General features: G+C 40.4%; 11 protein-coding genes. 5 read left to right on the top strand and 6 right to left on the bottom strand.

The features are described from left to right. Nucleotides 1-33: 33 nt before the first annotated feature. Together OQ279_RS02660 and OQ279_RS02655 are read right to left on the bottom strand one after the other, a co-directional pair. Entirely contained in the window at nt 34-477 is a 444-nt protein-coding gene (locus tag OQ279_RS02660; RefSeq protein WP_266068241.1) for a cold-shock protein, read from the bottom strand. A gap of 177 nt (nt 478-654) precedes the next feature. Further along, nucleotides 655-1,122: a universal stress protein gene (locus tag OQ279_RS02655; RefSeq protein WP_266068240.1), complete on the bottom strand. Its 468-nt coding sequence runs from the start codon at nt 1,120-1,122 to the stop codon at nt 655-657. Nucleotides 1,123-1,311: 189 nt separating this feature from the next. Between OQ279_RS02655 and OQ279_RS02650 the strand changes: the two genes are divergently transcribed. Next, nucleotides 1,312-2,553, top strand: a complete 1,242-nt coding sequence (locus OQ279_RS02650; protein WP_266068239.1) for an APC family permease — start codon at nt 1,312-1,314, stop codon at nt 2,551-2,553. 6 nt (nt 2,554-2,559) lie between these two features. Here OQ279_RS02650 and OQ279_RS02645 read toward each other — a convergent pair whose 3' ends face one another. Then, a complete protein-coding gene (locus tag OQ279_RS02645; RefSeq protein WP_266068238.1) occupies nt 2,560-3,225 on the bottom strand; it encodes a hypothetical protein in 666 nt (221 codons plus the stop codon). A gap of 158 nt (nt 3,226-3,383) precedes the next feature. Between OQ279_RS02645 and OQ279_RS02640 the strand changes: the two genes are divergently transcribed. Then, complete coding sequence (locus tag OQ279_RS02640) at nt 3,384-3,767, top strand: hypothetical protein (RefSeq protein WP_266068237.1); 384 nt, start codon at nt 3,384-3,386, stop codon at nt 3,765-3,767. Nucleotides 3,768-3,904: 137 nt separating this feature from the next. Here OQ279_RS02640 and OQ279_RS02635 read toward each other — a convergent pair whose 3' ends face one another. Then, a complete protein-coding gene (locus OQ279_RS02635; RefSeq protein ID WP_266068236.1) occupies nt 3,905-4,294 on the bottom strand; it encodes a nuclear transport factor 2 family protein in 390 nt (129 codons plus the stop codon). 252 nt (nt 4,295-4,546) lie between these two features. Here OQ279_RS02635 and upp point away from each other — a divergent pair, with 252 nt between their 5' ends. Further along, nucleotides 4,547-5,206 (top strand): uracil phosphoribosyltransferase, encoded by a 660-nt coding sequence (gene upp / locus OQ279_RS02630; protein ID WP_266068326.1) that lies wholly within the window; start codon nt 4,547-4,549, stop codon nt 5,204-5,206. Here the strand turns inward: upp and tamL are convergent. Further along, nucleotides 5,203-7,515 carry a translocation and assembly module lipoprotein TamL gene (gene tamL / locus OQ279_RS02625; protein ID WP_266068235.1) on the bottom strand — a complete coding sequence of 771 codons (2,313 nt, stop codon included), beginning with the start codon at nt 7,513-7,515 and terminating at the stop codon, nt 5,203-5,205. The two genes, upp and tamL, sit on opposite strands and share 4 nt — an antisense overlap. Before the next feature lie 56 nt (nt 7,516-7,571). Continuing rightward, nucleotides 7,572-12,617 (bottom strand): translocation/assembly module TamB domain-containing protein, encoded by a 5,046-nt coding sequence (locus OQ279_RS02620; protein ID WP_266068234.1) that lies wholly within the window; start codon nt 12,615-12,617, stop codon nt 7,572-7,574. Between the two features lie 323 nt (nt 12,618-12,940). Between OQ279_RS02620 and OQ279_RS02615 the strand changes: the two genes are divergently transcribed. Together OQ279_RS02615 and OQ279_RS02610 are read left to right on the top strand one after the other, a co-directional pair. Continuing rightward, complete coding sequence (locus OQ279_RS02615; protein ID WP_266068233.1) at nt 12,941-13,801, top strand: OmpA/MotB family protein; 861 nt, start codon at nt 12,941-12,943, stop codon at nt 13,799-13,801. Nucleotides 13,802-14,370: 569 nt separating this feature from the next. Then, nucleotides 14,371-14,868: a DUF4402 domain-containing protein gene (locus OQ279_RS02610; protein ID WP_266068232.1), complete on the top strand. Its 498-nt coding sequence runs from the start codon at nt 14,371-14,373 to the stop codon at nt 14,866-14,868. The last annotated feature ends 114 nt before the right edge of the window (nt 14,869-14,982 follow it).

The raw sequence follows: 14,982 nt of genomic DNA, 5'->3' as shown, positions 1-14,982 counted from the left end.
CCGCTCTTTTATACCTTGCAAAAAGGGATTTTTTTAGATCTTTTTTACTCTTACAGCATTCATTCCTCTTGGTCCTTTTTCCAGTTCAAAAGTTACTTTGTCATTTTCGTCGATCTCATCTATAAGACCGGTAACGTGTACAAAATATTTTTCCTGGGTGGTGCTGTCAAGAATAAAACCAAAGCCTTTGGAGTGATCAAAGAAAGAAACTTTCCCTTCTTTACTAAAATCGTTTTCTTCGTCTGAATCTTCTTTCTTCGGAATTCCAATTTCAATGCTTTCAGCGTCAACTTCGATTTTTTGAGAAGGATCTGGCGGGGTCTCGGTTAGATTTCCAAATTCATCTACATACGCAAATTCAGAGACAGAATCTCCACTTGCTTTTCTCTCTTCCTTCTTTTTCTTTTTCTCTTCGCGCTTTTTCAAGCGTTTCTTTTCTTTTTCGATCTTGTTGTACGTCTGTTGTGATTTTGCCATTAGCGGTTTAATTGGATTTTAAAATTGAATATAAAATTTTTAGGTGAAGTTTAAAAACAAAATTGGAAAAATTGGAGAAGAAGATTACCAGTATTTTTCAAAACTCGCACTAGGACACAAAGTTATCATTTCTTTTTGTTTTTTAAGCATAAGAAATAATTCAAAGTCTTAGATTTCTCAATTAGCTTTGTCCTTTACCGGTACCAGATAAACCGGTATCTCTGTTTTCTCCAGTATCTTTTCGGCTACTGTGCCCAGAAAAAGTTTTTCGAGAACCGAATGGCTGTGGGTGCCCATAACCAGTAAACTAGCTCCCCACTCTTCGGCGTAACTAAGAATAGTTTTAGCCGTGGGACCTTCGGCTATATGGGTTTTTACCTGCCGGTCGTTTAAATGCTTCTTCGCACTATTCATAAATTCTTCTGCTATGTTCTTCATTTCCATCGCTACATCAAGGTCAGGCCCCATGCCTGAATAGCCGTCGTACCCCATAAAAGTAGGATACTGTGTTCCGTAGAAACCTACATCATCAAGTACATGTAATAAACATACTTCGGCATTGAGATTTTGTGCCAGTTCATATCCTTTTTGTGCTACTTTCTCTGAGACGGGATTATAATCTATCGCAATAAGAACTTTTTTCATAGTAATTGATTTTCTCTCTAATTTACAAAAAATACTATTCATTTCGTTCCTTATTTCCTTGTAATAGCCTGTATTATTGCTGCTTCAGCTTAAAGTTTGTTAGGTTTTTGTTTAGTTCGTGTTAAACCTGAAGGCCGGTTTAAATGAAAATTTATATTAGTTACTACCTGAAAAATTTTAAATAACACAATGGCAGAAAAAGAACTAAAAAGAAGTCTAGGATTTTGGGATGTGCTCATGTTTGGCGTGGGCGGAATTGTAGGTGCAGGTATCTATGCGATTATAGGTAAAGCTGCCGGTCTTAGTGGCAATATGTTGTGGCTGAGTTTTGTAATAGCAGCCACAGTGGCGCTGCTCACAGGACTTTCATACGCCGAATTTGTAAGTAGATATCCCGATTCTGGTGGAAGTTTTGAATACATGAAACAGGGACTGGGGAAAAAAACGGCTTTTTCGATGTCTATTTTTATAGTGTTTACAGGAATCGTAGCTGCTGCAGCCATAGCCATAAGTTTTGCAGATTACTTAAGCCGACTTGTAGATGTTCCTAATTGGATCCTGATAATTGGCATTATACTCTTAATGGGATTTTTCAACATTATTGGTGCAAAGTACAGTTCCTATTTTAATGCATTTGCCACAATAGTGACATTAATAGGATTGGCAGCAGTGGTCGTGGTGAGTATTCCTGAATTTGGCACTACTCCTCTCCTGGAAACTAACAGCGGCGGGTGGACCAGCCTTTTTGCCGGTGGCGCCCTCATCTTTTTTAGTTATATAGGTTTTGAAGACCTTGTGAAAATGGCCGAAGAGACAAAGAACCCAAAAGAGAATATGCCAAAGGCTGTGATCATGAGCGGCCTTATTGTACTCCTGGTTTACGTGTTGATCGCAATTAGCTCTGTAAGTGTGCTCGACTGGAAGCAGTTATCAAATTCTAACGGACCTTTGGCCGCAGTTATTGAAGCAAAACTGGGAGCATGGGCCGCAACATCTCTGGTGATCATAGCGCTCTTTGCTACCAGTAAAACTATTTTGAGTAATATATTGGGCACGTCAAGGCTGCTTTACGATGTGGCCAGAGACAGTGATAAATCCTGGCTCAAAAAGTTCACCACTATTTCGGGAATTGGGAATGCCCCAAATTATGCAATTATAGCCATCAGTTTAGTGGCTATAGGATTTGGATTGATTGGAAACCTCAAGGTGGTTGCCAGCATTAGTAACATCTTTATTTTTATTGTTTTCGCAATGGTGAATCTTGCCTTACTGAATCTAAGGCATAAAAAACGAAAAGAGAAAGATCAAAAACCTCCCTTCTATATAAAATTCAACGTAAAAAATATTCCTATCCCCACAGTCTTAGCCCTTATTTCTATCCTGGTACTGTTTGGTTTCAATATTTACAACCTATTCCAGGGAAATCTTTAGAAAGCCCTATTGCTTTACAACCACCAGGTTTGCTTTGGAACCTGTAAGAAGGTTCCATTCCTTTCTTATCACTTCCTTCCCCTGATCGTCGTAGACGCGGAGTTCGGCGGTGTTTGGACCACTTGTACCCTGATTAAGAGCTTCAAATTCAATATTGTTGAGACCGCTGTCCAGTTTCACCATTATTGGAGTGTAGGTTGCGCCAAGAGACATATTCCTGTTAATCACTACCCCGTTCACAGAGATCTTTACCTTGTCGCCGTCTACATATTCATGGTCACGGCAGTATAATTCCACAAAAACTCCTGTAGTTTTAAAATCTCCCAGATATTGATCTCTTCGGAATTCTTCAAGAGCCTCTTTATCTTTAGTAAACGCTTTGGGAGTAAAGTCTTTGCCTTTAAAGGTCATGAGTCCATTTTGATCTGTTCTCATGCTGAAAGATTTTTCTTCTTTTTTTCCCAGTTTCATGGCTTCACTTTCGGTTGCCAAAATTCCCTTTTTTGAGCTAAGGCTGTGATTCCCTGAAGATCTTTTTAAAGATGATGATTCACTTCCGGTTTTGGGAGCCATAAGTTCTCCCGGAGCTTTTGTGGGAGCTGTAGGATTATCAATTTGAGCCTGACTCACATGAAAGGCCAGACAGAAAACAAGTAATAATAGTTTTTTCATCTCCGGTATATTCTTCAGCATTCAAATATCAAAAACTTAACCAAAAATAGAAGTATATCAACTTTCTATAATTGTGCCCACTAAAATTTAACGGCATTTTAACCGCCAAAGATGGGGTAAAAATAAGATTATCTGTAATTTAAAATAAAATTATAATTATGACAAAGAAAGAAGAACAACCTAAAAATAACCGGGAAGATATGACCCGCGATAAAGGAAGTAATTATAACCCGGACATTACCCCCGAAGATAAAAATGTGCTTAACAACCAGAGCCAGGATCAAAAAAAGGGAGATTACTTTAAAGACAGGGAAGAGCCAATAGACTATGCGGGCGAAGATCTCGACGTTCCTGGTGAGGATGACCGAAAATTCAACCCCACAACAAATAAACCACAGGACGTGGAACAGGAAAGAAAGCCTAAGGATTCGGCCAACTCAAATGACAATATAGCATCACAAACCGATACCGTGTACAAAGGAGAAAAAGCCGAGAAGTACCAGGATCCTTCAAAAAAAACCAGGAACGAATCAGATAAATAAAGTTGAAAGGCTGTTTAAAAAGTTCTTGTTCCATGCTTCGGAAGACATTTCAGGATCTGTTATTTTCTTTTGAAATACAGAAACACCTGAAATAATTTCAGCTTTATGAGTATAGCTTTTTAGACAGCCTCTTTCTATTAACAGTTCTCTTTATACTGGATATGCCGGCTTATATCTATCACATAAGAGGTAATGCCCGAAAGACGAAGTTTTTCCCCACCTTCAGCAAATTTATAAATATCACAAAATCCGTAGTGTTTCTTCTGGCCCAGCCTGTTCCTACTCACTACCACTCCCCTAACAATTCCGTGTAGGTTGTCTAAAAAGACATTTTGAACATCGATTTCTACAGGAGGCATTTCTTTCATACGATCAAGCACTTCCTTAAATTCAGCTTTACCCGAAATATCTTTCTCCCCTACAATTTCCCAATAGATATCGTCAGTAATACGCTCCATAAAAAATTGTTCATCCCAATTCTCGTAGGCGTTGTTCACCTCCCTTAAAAATTTTTCTTTTTCAGTCATTTTAAACACGATTAAATTAAAAATGATTGTAAATCAATGGAATATGAATCTAAATATACAATAAAAAACCTTTGTTTGAATCAGGTAACCACGCAGTAACCTGTAGAAGGCACAATGGCTTATTAAAAAAGACTTTAGAGAAAATGCCGCAGAAAAATCCTGTCTCAAAATCCCCTTTTTGAAACCTATAAAATGAAAGGATTTGGTGTAAAAATTTATAACTTTGGCTTCCTTCATACAGATACCAATTTTATGCACGTTCATCATCTACTCGAAAAGAATTCTATCGCCAATACATTTGTTGCTCAACTTCGGAATGTAAATATTCAAACCGACAGGCTTCGCTTCAGAAGGAATATTGAAAGATTAGGAGAGATCCTTGGATATGAACTTAGTAAGAACCTGAAGTTTCAGGAAGAGGAAATTCAAACGCCTCTGGGAACAGCCAATGTGCCCCTGCACAAGGAAGAGCTGGTAATTTGCTCCATTCTTAGAGCTGGCCTGCCACTTCATACCGGCCTTCTCAACTATTTTGATGCTGCAGATAATTCCTTTATTTCAGCTTATCGCCATCATCCTAATGATGATGAAGAATTTGAGATCCTGGTAGAATATCTTGCCTCCCCTTCACTTGAAGGAAAAACGTTGATCCTGGCCGACCCAATGCTGGCTACCGGCCGATCTTTTGTCAATGTCTTGCAGGCACTTGAAAAAATGGGAAAACCGAAGCAAATCCACCTGGTATCTGTCATAGCTGCAAGGGAAGGAATTGAATATTTAGAAAAAAGTTTTCCCGAAAATTCTCATCTATGGGTAGCTACTATTGACGAAAATCTAGATGAAAAAGGATACATAGTTCCCGGACTTGGTGATGCGGGAGATTTGTGCTTTGGATCTAAGAAACAACATTAGAAAGGATATCCCACCGCAAAGTTGAATACGGGTTCACTGATTTTAAAGTCCCAGCGTTCTCCTTCTGCAAGCCATGGGGTATGTAACGGTGCGGCAAGGTCAAACCTGATCACAAAATTCTGAATATCTATTCTCAATCCTATCCCCGTACCTATCCCCAGTTCGCTGATAAAATCTTTCCCGAAAACGCCTTTTTCAAGAAGTAAGGTTTGCTGTTCTGTGGGTTTTTCATCTAACTCAACATAGTTTTCTTCAGTATTCCAAACGTTTCCGGCGTCAACAAACACAGCTCCTTTGAGGAATTGGTAAACAGGAAAACGATACTCTACATTCGCTTCCAACCGCAGGTTTCCCATCCTGTCATAATAGGGAACTCCATCCCCTTCGGGGTCATAAGAACCGGGACCGAGGCCTCTAATCTGGAAAGCCCTCACACTGTAAGGCCCACCTGAATAGAACTGCCGGCTGAAGGGCATGACCTCCGAATTTCCGTAGGGAATACCAATTCCGCCATACAACCTTGCTGCAAGTGTCTGCTGCGGGGCGAAATTAAAATGATATCTAAAATCGGCATCAATACGAGAAAACTGGGCAAACTCCATACCCAGGAACTTTCTTGGGGTGGCTCCACTGCTAAGTAAATCAAGGAGGTTTCCTGCTACTTCAAGATTAGAATTGAGATAGAACTGATGCGTCTCCAGCTCATCGATCATTCCGTTGTAAGTAAAAGAATAAGTGAGTCCCGCAATGAATTGTTGATCAAAACTACTCTTCAAAAAGGGGTTTTCACCGAGTATGTCGTCGAAAGCTTTAGTGGTATTGCTTAGATTGGAATAATTTACAGATAAGGGATTGAGCTCATGAGTAATAAACCGGTTGGCCTTCCAGACATATCCAAAGTTCCCGGTCACCGAAAACAGGCTGAAAAGCTGACTGCGGTTTAGATATTCAAACCCAAAGGCAAGTTTGGTCTTTGGGATAGAGTAATCAAACCAGTTACTCCTGATATTAATAAAAGGGAATAACATCCTGGGGCTAATTAAGGCTGTTTCCAGGCCTAAAACGGTACTGCTGTTCCCAATATCGTTTTGTTTTGAAAGCTGCCACTCATAACCTCCTTTTGCGGTGACATTCAATATTTCCCCTCCTTTAAAAAGATTCCTGTTGGTGTAAGTAACAGTAAGATGCGGGCCTGCAAAATTATTTGATTTGGTCACTGCCTGTAACTCGGCCCGTATAGCCCTTTTGTTCATAGGCGAGAGGTAAATATTTGCAGTTAAATATCCTACACTGTCTGTAGCGATAGAATCTATTTCATCGTATTGAATATTTACAAATTTATAGGTGCCTAAAGAAGTAAGCCTCCTGCTTGTTTTACCCGAAAGTTCGGGAGAATAGAGTTCTCCTTCGTGAAGGAGTATAAAAGGATCCAGCTTTTCGGGTTTAAAGAAAACCTTATCCTGTATGTAACTTCTTTCATTAAATCTTGTAGTGTCACGTTCCAGGGAATCTGTTCCTATAACGTAATTGGGGTATACATTTACATCTTTGATGATGTAGGGTTTTGTTCCTGCAGGTGGGACTTCTTCCTTGAGCCTTAAGAAAAGATCGAATTTTTTGCGGTCATACTGATTTGTATCGGCTTCAAAAATGAGAAAATTTGAGCTGAAATTGTAATAGCCCTGGCGCTTTAGAGCGGCGTCAATACGTTCTCGTTCGGCTTTTAAGAGCGAAAGATTAAATTTCTCACCCGACTGTAGAAGAGATTCTGATAAGGTGTTTTCAATCTCCCTGTAAATTTTGAGGCTATCCGTATCCATCTGATAATTTTCCAGGATGTAAGGGTTCTCCGGCAGGACGGCAGTATATTTTATGTGAACTAATTTGTCTTCTTCATTTTCGTTGACAGAATGATTTACACGGCTGTAAAAATACCCCCTGTTCTCCAGCCTGTTCTTTAAAAGTTTTTCTGTTTGAAACGGGTCAACATCTGAAAGGTATACTGGTTCCTGTCCTAACTTTTTGCTTAAAAACCTGTTGATGAAACCCGGATTTTCCTTCTGTCCCTTATAGTAGAAGTACAGACCTATGCGCGAGCCCAGGATCTTTGAGTTAGGATCTGGGCTTATCAATGCCTGAAGCTGGTTCTTTAGATCCTTTTTCTGCTCAATAGGATCGTCAGACTGTAACTCCAGATCGGCACCGGTATATAAGAGTTTATCTTCCGGAATAAATTTTTTCACACTACACCCTTGCAGGAATAGCAGAATTGAAAGAGTGACGATAATGGTTTCTATCCTATACTTCATTTTTTATTCCTGAGGTTGAGTTTCTTCAGATTTTCCATCTCCCGAATGTTCTTCTTCTAATTTCCCTTTCCGGGTTTTTCTTCTACTGCTTGGTCTTTACCGGATTTTTCTTTTGCCTTTTTATCGCTTTTGGCCACTTCATTCCACAATTCCCTGAACTTGTTGAATTCCTGAGTAAAGATCAAAGCAAGTCCGCTTACAATCAATTGCCCGTCGATGACATTCTCATAGCTGCTCCTCCTAAAGGCCATTAACCTGAATTGTCCTTCGGGGGTAAGCAGGTATTCCAGGCTCACGTTGCCAATGAGCGGCGTACTTTCTTCAACCGGGCTGCTGCCCTGCACATCTACTTCACTTCCCACGCTTACTACCAGCCTGTCATCCATAAAACTCTTTTGGGCTGTGATATCCAGCTGGGTCCTTTCTTGCGGATTTTCTCCCTGGTAGTCGGTGAAGGTGTCAAGTCCAAAATTGAGGTCAACACCCGTTTCTCCCAGCAGGCGGTCAGAGAATATGTTGAGTTGATCAGAAAGGGCTTCATTGAGATTATCGCGGGCAAAGGAAAGAGTACCTCCTCCAGAGCCGTCACTACCGGTTGTAGGAAAGAACCTGTTGAGTACCAGGAGTGAAAAAACCTGCTTATTGAGTTCGTTTTCCTGTTGATTTATTTGCTGTACCCTACCATATACCTGGCCTCCTAAAGATCCCTGTTCTCCTTCGGGCATATCGAGCCCAAAAGAAAGTTTTGGTGCAGAGATCTCCCCTCCTATTTTTAGATACACCAAAAAGTCCAGTTCCTGCCTGTATTGATCCTTGTCACTTAGATCGGCACCCTGCAGCTGTGAAGCCATAAGTCCGGCGGCTGCAGCTTCCACTTCATATACAGCGGTAATATTGAGATCGGCATCAAGCGGGTTTCCTGCCCACACTACGGTGCTCCCATCCATAATATCAAATCTTCGGGTTACCAGGTTATAGAGACTCATTTCATAATATCCATCATTTAACTCTACCCTACCTGTCATTGTAGTTCGGCCATTGGGAGAGATGTCGTAAAGAATATCCCCGTCTCCGGTTGCCTGAAAGTGGTCTCCGGTTTCTTCGTTGATCACAACACTAAAAGTAGCCCCTTCCTGAAGTGAAATATATGAATTGAGCGCGAAGCCCGAAAAGGCCACAATTTCATCATCTGTTGACCTGCGGGTGAGAATGCGGTCTGGATTCTCCCTATTTACAAACACAACCACGCCTTCTCTTTCTTCGAGTTCTACGCTGGCTTCAGGAATTACATAAGTAATATTTGTTTCCTCCAGTACTTCAAGATCAATTTCAACGTGAGGAAGCTCCATGTTTCCAGTGACAGAACCTGTGGCGTCAAACACAAATTTTCCGTAGAAAAGATCAAAATCTTCTTCGGTGGAACTCAAGGCAGTGAAATTATTTGTAGTAAAACTCAAGTCAAATTCAGGGTTTATAAGTGATTCGGTGAGTACAGCCCCATTCAATACAAAGGCATTATTATTCACATCCCTAATTTCAAAATTATCCATGTATACACCTGTAGTATCTATTCGCAGCCTTTCATCTCTTAGGGTAAAAGCTGCATCTAGCATAGACACCGTGAACTGTGCATCGTTAAAGTTAAGCGCACCGTCATAATTAGGTGCAAGAGGATCGCCGGTTACCGTGAATTCTCCAGATAAACTACCGCTAGAATTGTTGATCTCTTCCATTGAAAAACCTTCTACCACCTCCATAGGAATCCTTTCGAGGTCGAGGAACATATCAAGGTTTCCGCCTTGTTCATCGGCGAGGTATGAGCCGGTAAGTTCGAGGTTGGCATTGCCCGTCACGGCCATGTCTAAAGTATATTTATTAAAGCTAACGGCTTCGGCGTCAAGAGAAAGTTCGCCCAGAGGGACATCCATCACGCCAAAATCATTGATGGTAAGATCGGCAAGTAGTCCCGTATCTTCAAAGGGCTCTTCAATAATAAAGTCGCCATTAATATTTCCTGAGGCCAGTACGGCTTCGGGGTTGAGGTAGGAGAACAAGGCCGCCAGGTTAAAATTCTGAAATTGTATTGCGATATGCTCTTTTTGAACCTGTGCCAGATCATTGGTTACTTTTAACTCCTGATTATTTCTCGAAAGCCTGAAGTTGTTGAAATTATAGGCGCTGTCACCAATGAGAATTTCGTTTTCAGGGTCTATTTGCCAGCTCTTGGAATTAAGAATAAGACTATCTGGAGCTATACTCACCCTCACAATATCATTGTTCCTGGTTATAGAAGATTCAATTTTCATTAGGGGCTGGTCTTGATAAATGGAAAGAAAATCAAGGTTGAGTTCTTCATCTACCAACACCCCTTCAAGACTGGTCTTTTTAATAGCCAGCGGGCCTGCATCAAGACTTTGAAGTCCGAAGCTGAAAAAAAGTTCTTCCGGATTTGAATCCACAAAAAAATCAAGACTGTCAATCTCGCTTCCGAAGTAATTTAGGTAAGGAATTTCCACACTTCCCACCAGTGTCTTTTCCCGCTCATTAAAATCAACTTTCACGGCTATGGTATCAAAAGCTTCCAGCTGCGGAAGAAATACTTCCTCGAGAATTGGAGATGGAGCAACTGTAGCTGCCATATCAATATTTACAGGGTTCACAACTGTATCCAATACCTCTTCGTTGTTGAAGTAGCTGTCGTAATGGCGGCTTAGAGCACTTATAAAATCCTGCGGCCCGGCGTTAGAAAACAACTTGAGGTCAAGAATTCTATTTTCAATTTGCATGGAAGTAGTATCGGGGGTTACATGTGCAAGAAGATCAAGATCTCCTAAAAGGTAAGATTCATTGTCATACACAAAAACACCATTGCCTACTGTCGCAGTCACATCAAATTTATCGGTATTTCCTTCAAAAGTGCCTTTTAATTCCATGGCCGCATTCACAGGTTTTGCAGCAAGACCAAGCGCCTGTAGATCGGCACCAATAATATCAAGAGTCAGGTTTACTTCAGGCGCTATCGAATCGAGTAACACAAAGCTCTCCAGTTCCATGTTCAGATTTTGATCTTTGTAGGCCATTTTCGCAAAACCCTCGCCGTCTTCAAATTCAGCAAAAATATTAATATCGTTAAAGACGTATTGATTGTATTCAAAACGGCCGATGGTACCATCAACTACAGCGTCCAGCGAATTAATGTCTTCCCCGCTGCCCCTGGCTTGTATATCGAGACTAACCGCACCAAGTGACTTATTTTGTAGCAACTGGCCCACTTCCAGTTTGGTTACTTTAAGGTCTGTGCTAAATGCTATTTTTGGAGCGGTTACAAAACGTCCTTCTACACTTACCTTTCCTGCGGAAGAATTCAAAATGGCATCAATAGAAATATCTTCGGGACTACCGCTGAAGCTACCTGCCAGATTTAAAGTTTTTGGAAGCTCAATTCCCAGGTTCTGTTCCTCGATAAAAGCGTGAAGATCTGCTCGTGAAGACCGAAGCCTTAGCTGCGGAATATCAAACCTCAGGTTGTCAACATCGGTGGTGTTGTAAATTGTTCCGGTAGCCACAAGAGAAGTGTTGCCACCCCAGTCAATATTTGCCCGCTCAATTTTTACTTCGGAAAGTTCTCCTTCAGCAGAAAGACTTCCCGAAATGCCTTTTTTGGCAAGTGTAGCGAAGTAGGTGTTCTGCCGTAAATCGGGTTGGAATCTGTAGAGATCCTGTAGGTCAAGGTTAAACTGCGGAAGATTTAAATCTACCGTGGCGCCCTCCGGGTTATTTATAAAAGAATCGAGCGACCTGTAATTAACGAGTAAACTTCCTTCTATGAGGTTTCCATTCAGCCGAAGCAGAAGATCTTCCAGTAGTGCCCTCTCTTCATTGACCGAAAGTGCAAATTGGGTTTTATTAAGCAGGAGACCCGATGCTTCTTCAAAATTTAGAACTGCTACGCGAGCCTTTAAAGTTTCATTAGCCAGTACCAGTTCAGGAATTTCAAGGTTCAAATCACGAAGGCCTACTGCTTCAGGGTTAAAAATGCCTTTTTTGGGTGTGCTGTTTTTTACCCAATACCTGAAGTTATTATTCTTCAGATTTAGATTTTTAGCATTTACCGTCCATTGAGGCCATTCAAAAGGCTGATCTTCTTCAGCAATGGCAGTAGTATCTTCTGCGGCGGGTGTGGAAGAAGCTGTATTGTTTATGTAAATTCTGGAATTTTCGAGGGCAAATCTATCGACTACTACAGTATTATTTGCAAGATTGGCTTCTGGCAATTTCAGTAAGAGTTGAGATAGATCTATATTGGCAACCATTCCGCCGGGAACAGATGTATATGAACCGGCCACGTCTAAAATTTCCAGGTTCTCCACAGAAAGTCGGGGCATCGGGGTTTCATTTTCCTCTTCCGATTCGGGAGCTGGTTTAGTTTGGGCGTATTTAAAACGGGTATTTTCCAAAATAAGGTCACCCGCAGCAAATTCCATACTGTCCAGATTAAATTCCTGCATTTCCACTACCAGCCTTCCCAACCTGATTTTGGTATCAATACCTAAATATTGATCGTTGTAATTAAGTTTCAGGTTTTGAAGGTTGAGATCGCCCAGCTTAATTTCCATAGCCTGGGCAGTAGTATCGGCGGGCGTGGTAGTAGCAGTAGTATCGGCCGTGGCAAAAGCTTCAGTAAGAAACTGAAAGTTAAAACCTTCAATAGTATCTGTACGCTCAATATTGGCCACTCCCCCATTCCAATCCAGGCTGTTGAGATAAAAACCTTTCCCTTTAATAAGGGGTAACAGGGAAATGTCGGCTTCAAGTTCCCGCGAATATAAAAGGGTGTCACCTTTTTCATCTTCAAGAAATAGCCCCTCTACGCTAAGATCACCTCCAAAAGTAATGAAGAGCCTGTCTACCTCTACTGCAGTGTTTGTCTTGTTCTCAATATAATTTACAAGCTTATCTACAATAATGCCCTGGCCCCAGGGACTGCGGATGAAAAGTATGAGAAGGAAAATGAAAATGAAAATGCCAAGAATAATTTTAAAGAACAACTTAATCCCTGATCCCTTTGGTTTCTTTTCCTTTTTATTTTTGTCTGTTTCCAAGTATTGACGGTCTATTGCTCTAATTTATTCCTTTTAATGTAAATCTTAAAATTCCTGGAATTAAATCTCTGGAAAACAACACCTTCTAAAAATGGCATTTTCACGAGAGATTTTCTACGGAAAAATTACGCGAAAAAGATAAAAATTTCTCCTGAAGTGGCTATTTTCTTAGGAATAATTTAGCAACAACGACTGCTAACTAATAATCTTTCGTTAAAACAAGACACCTGAAAAAGCCTTTTATATAATTTCGGCAGCTATAACCCGTTTGAAGTTTCGAAGCTCTAAAAAGAACTTGAACTTTAAACAAAAAACCAGAAATTATGAAAAAAGCTCTTACCGTAACGGTACTTGCAGCGACAGTGCTGACTTCTTGTGTTTCAAAAAAGAAGTATGTAGCCCTTGAGGAAGATTATAACAACACCCGAAGTAATCTTCAGGAAACTCAGGTAGAAAAAGAAAGACTTGAAGAACGATTAAATGCCATAGAAGAAAGAGTGGCAGATTACAATTCAAAGATCAACTCACTCACAGAAGAGAATGACCAGAAACTGGAAATGAACCAGCTTACGGCAATGTCTAATGCCAATAAGCGTAAAATGCGGGAAACCTTAAGAAATGTTGATCCCGAAAAACTTGCCGGAGCCGAAACTTTAGAAGATTCTATTAACCTGGCCGTAGCTCATAACCTGGAAAGCCAGATAAGCAGTGGAAGCTCAGACGATGTTGACATTACTGTAGACAAAACTGTAGTGATGATCAATGTATCTGATAAATTACTTTTTAGAAGCGGGAGTCACAGAGTAAGCAGAGATGCATATCCCCTTTTAGAGAAGCTTGCTGAAGTAATTAAATCTGAACCAGCTATGGAAGTAATGGTAGAGGGTCACACAGATTCTCAAACAATGGTGGAAAATTCCTACATTCAGGATAACTGGGAATTGAGTGTAAGACGTGCTACTGCGATCGTGAGAGTATTGCAGGACCGTTTTAATGTAGAGCCCGAAAAGTTAATTGCTGCAGGCCGCAGTAGCTACAAACCGGTAGCCGGAAACGAGACCAAAGAAGACAGGGCATTAAATAGAAGAACAAGAATTGTTATCCTGCCAAACCTTGATAAATTCCTTGCACTTTTAGATTCAGAACAATCCCCTGCACAGCCGGTAGATTCTTCCAACAACTAAGAATAAAATCACTTTTAAAATTAAAAAGGGGCCACACGGCCTCTTTTTTTGTGCTTAAATTCGAAATACTTGCCAATAAAGAAGTTGCTGTATTCGCTATACCTCATTGTATATAGGAGAAAAACTGATCCAAATCTTACTTTAGAAGCTGGTCCGCCAAAAGCTGGAATAAAAGATTCTAAATCATGAAAAGTGATATGGAGCTTTGATGAAGATCCTGGTGCAGTACGTTTCTCCTCCAGAGCTTTTTCTTTCCTCAGGATTTAAGAGTAGATATTTCACTCTAAACTGTATCAATCCACGAAGTGACAAGCTATGCGTGGTGATTCCTTTTTATGGTCTCAGAAGTCATAACTAGAAGAATTTTTTAAAAATTCCCGGTATCTGAGATGAAAAAAATTGAAGATACCCAGAAACTAACATTTGTAAATTGAATATAAGCTGTATAAATAATTGTTTTACAGCGACATCGTTGTAGTTAATCTAATTGTGTATTTCATCGATATTTATGATCACTTAATCTGGTTGAATCAAAAAATTTTCTTAATATTGAAATAAGAAAAAAAGCGGTGAAAAGTTTATTTAGTTTCATATTATTTTCCCTTTTTGGGGCATTAGCATTTGGCCAGGCCAGTGCGTCTGCCTCATTTACTGCTTCGGCAACGATTATCCAGCCTATTGGAATCACTACTACATCACACATGAATTTTGCAAACCTTGATGCCGGTACCGGAGGAGAAGTAATCCTTACGCCCAATAGCACCAGGCTCACCTCTGGAAATGTTTCATTAGACAGTGAAGCCAATGTCTCTGCTGCTGCTTTTGAAGTGACAGGAGAAGACGGTTTTGCTTTTTCTCTCACCCTGCCTGAAGGTGAATATGTACTGGCCAACGGTACAGAAAGTATGATCATTAAAGACTTTACAAGTAGTTTAGCTCAAAATGGAAATTTTGATGGAGGAGCTAAGAGGATAACCGTGGGTGCTACCCTGGCTGTTAATCCTCATCAAACTCCGGGAGTTTACAACAGTAAGGCTCCTATGAACGTTACTGTAAACTACAATTAATCTTTTTTTTCTCGCCTGCTAACTAATGAAGGAGGAATTTTCCCAGGAATATTTTAGTTGCGTAGTTGAACGAGTATTCTATCCAACTACCGATTATTCTTTTATAGCTCTCCA

Source organism: Salinimicrobium profundisediminis, from assembly GCF_026241755.1.
Taxonomy (GTDB): Bacteria; Bacteroidota; Bacteroidia; order Flavobacteriales; family Flavobacteriaceae; genus Salinimicrobium; species Salinimicrobium profundisediminis.
Note: the sequence above shows the minus strand (reverse complement) of the source record. Positions and strands in the feature narration are given on the sequence as shown.

Excerpts from the sequence above, each read along its gene's own strand:
- tamL (WP_266068235.1), bottom strand. The coding sequence starts at position 7,515 with ATGAAGTATAGGATAGAAACCATTATCGTCACTCTTTCAATTCTGCTA.
- upp (WP_266068326.1), top strand. The coding sequence starts at position 4,547 with ATGCACGTTCATCATCTACTCGAAAAGAATTCTATCGCCAATACATTT.
- OQ279_RS02645 (WP_266068238.1), bottom strand. The coding sequence starts at position 3,225 with ATGAAAAAACTATTATTACTTGTTTTCTGTCTGGCCTTTCATGTGAGT.
- OQ279_RS02660 (WP_266068241.1), bottom strand. The coding sequence starts at position 477 with ATGGCAAAATCACAACAGACGTACAACAAGATCGAAAAAGAAAAGAAA.
- OQ279_RS02655 (WP_266068240.1), bottom strand. The coding sequence starts at position 1,122 with ATGAAAAAAGTTCTTATTGCGATAGATTATAATCCCGTCTCAGAGAAA.
- OQ279_RS02650 (WP_266068239.1), top strand. The coding sequence starts at position 1,312 with ATGGCAGAAAAAGAACTAAAAAGAAGTCTAGGATTTTGGGATGTGCTC.
- OQ279_RS02640 (WP_266068237.1), top strand. The coding sequence starts at position 3,384 with ATGACAAAGAAAGAAGAACAACCTAAAAATAACCGGGAAGATATGACC.
- OQ279_RS02615 (WP_266068233.1), top strand. The coding sequence starts at position 12,941 with ATGAAAAAAGCTCTTACCGTAACGGTACTTGCAGCGACAGTGCTGACT.
- OQ279_RS02635 (WP_266068236.1), bottom strand. The coding sequence starts at position 4,294 with ATGACTGAAAAAGAAAAATTTTTAAGGGAGGTGAACAACGCCTACGAG.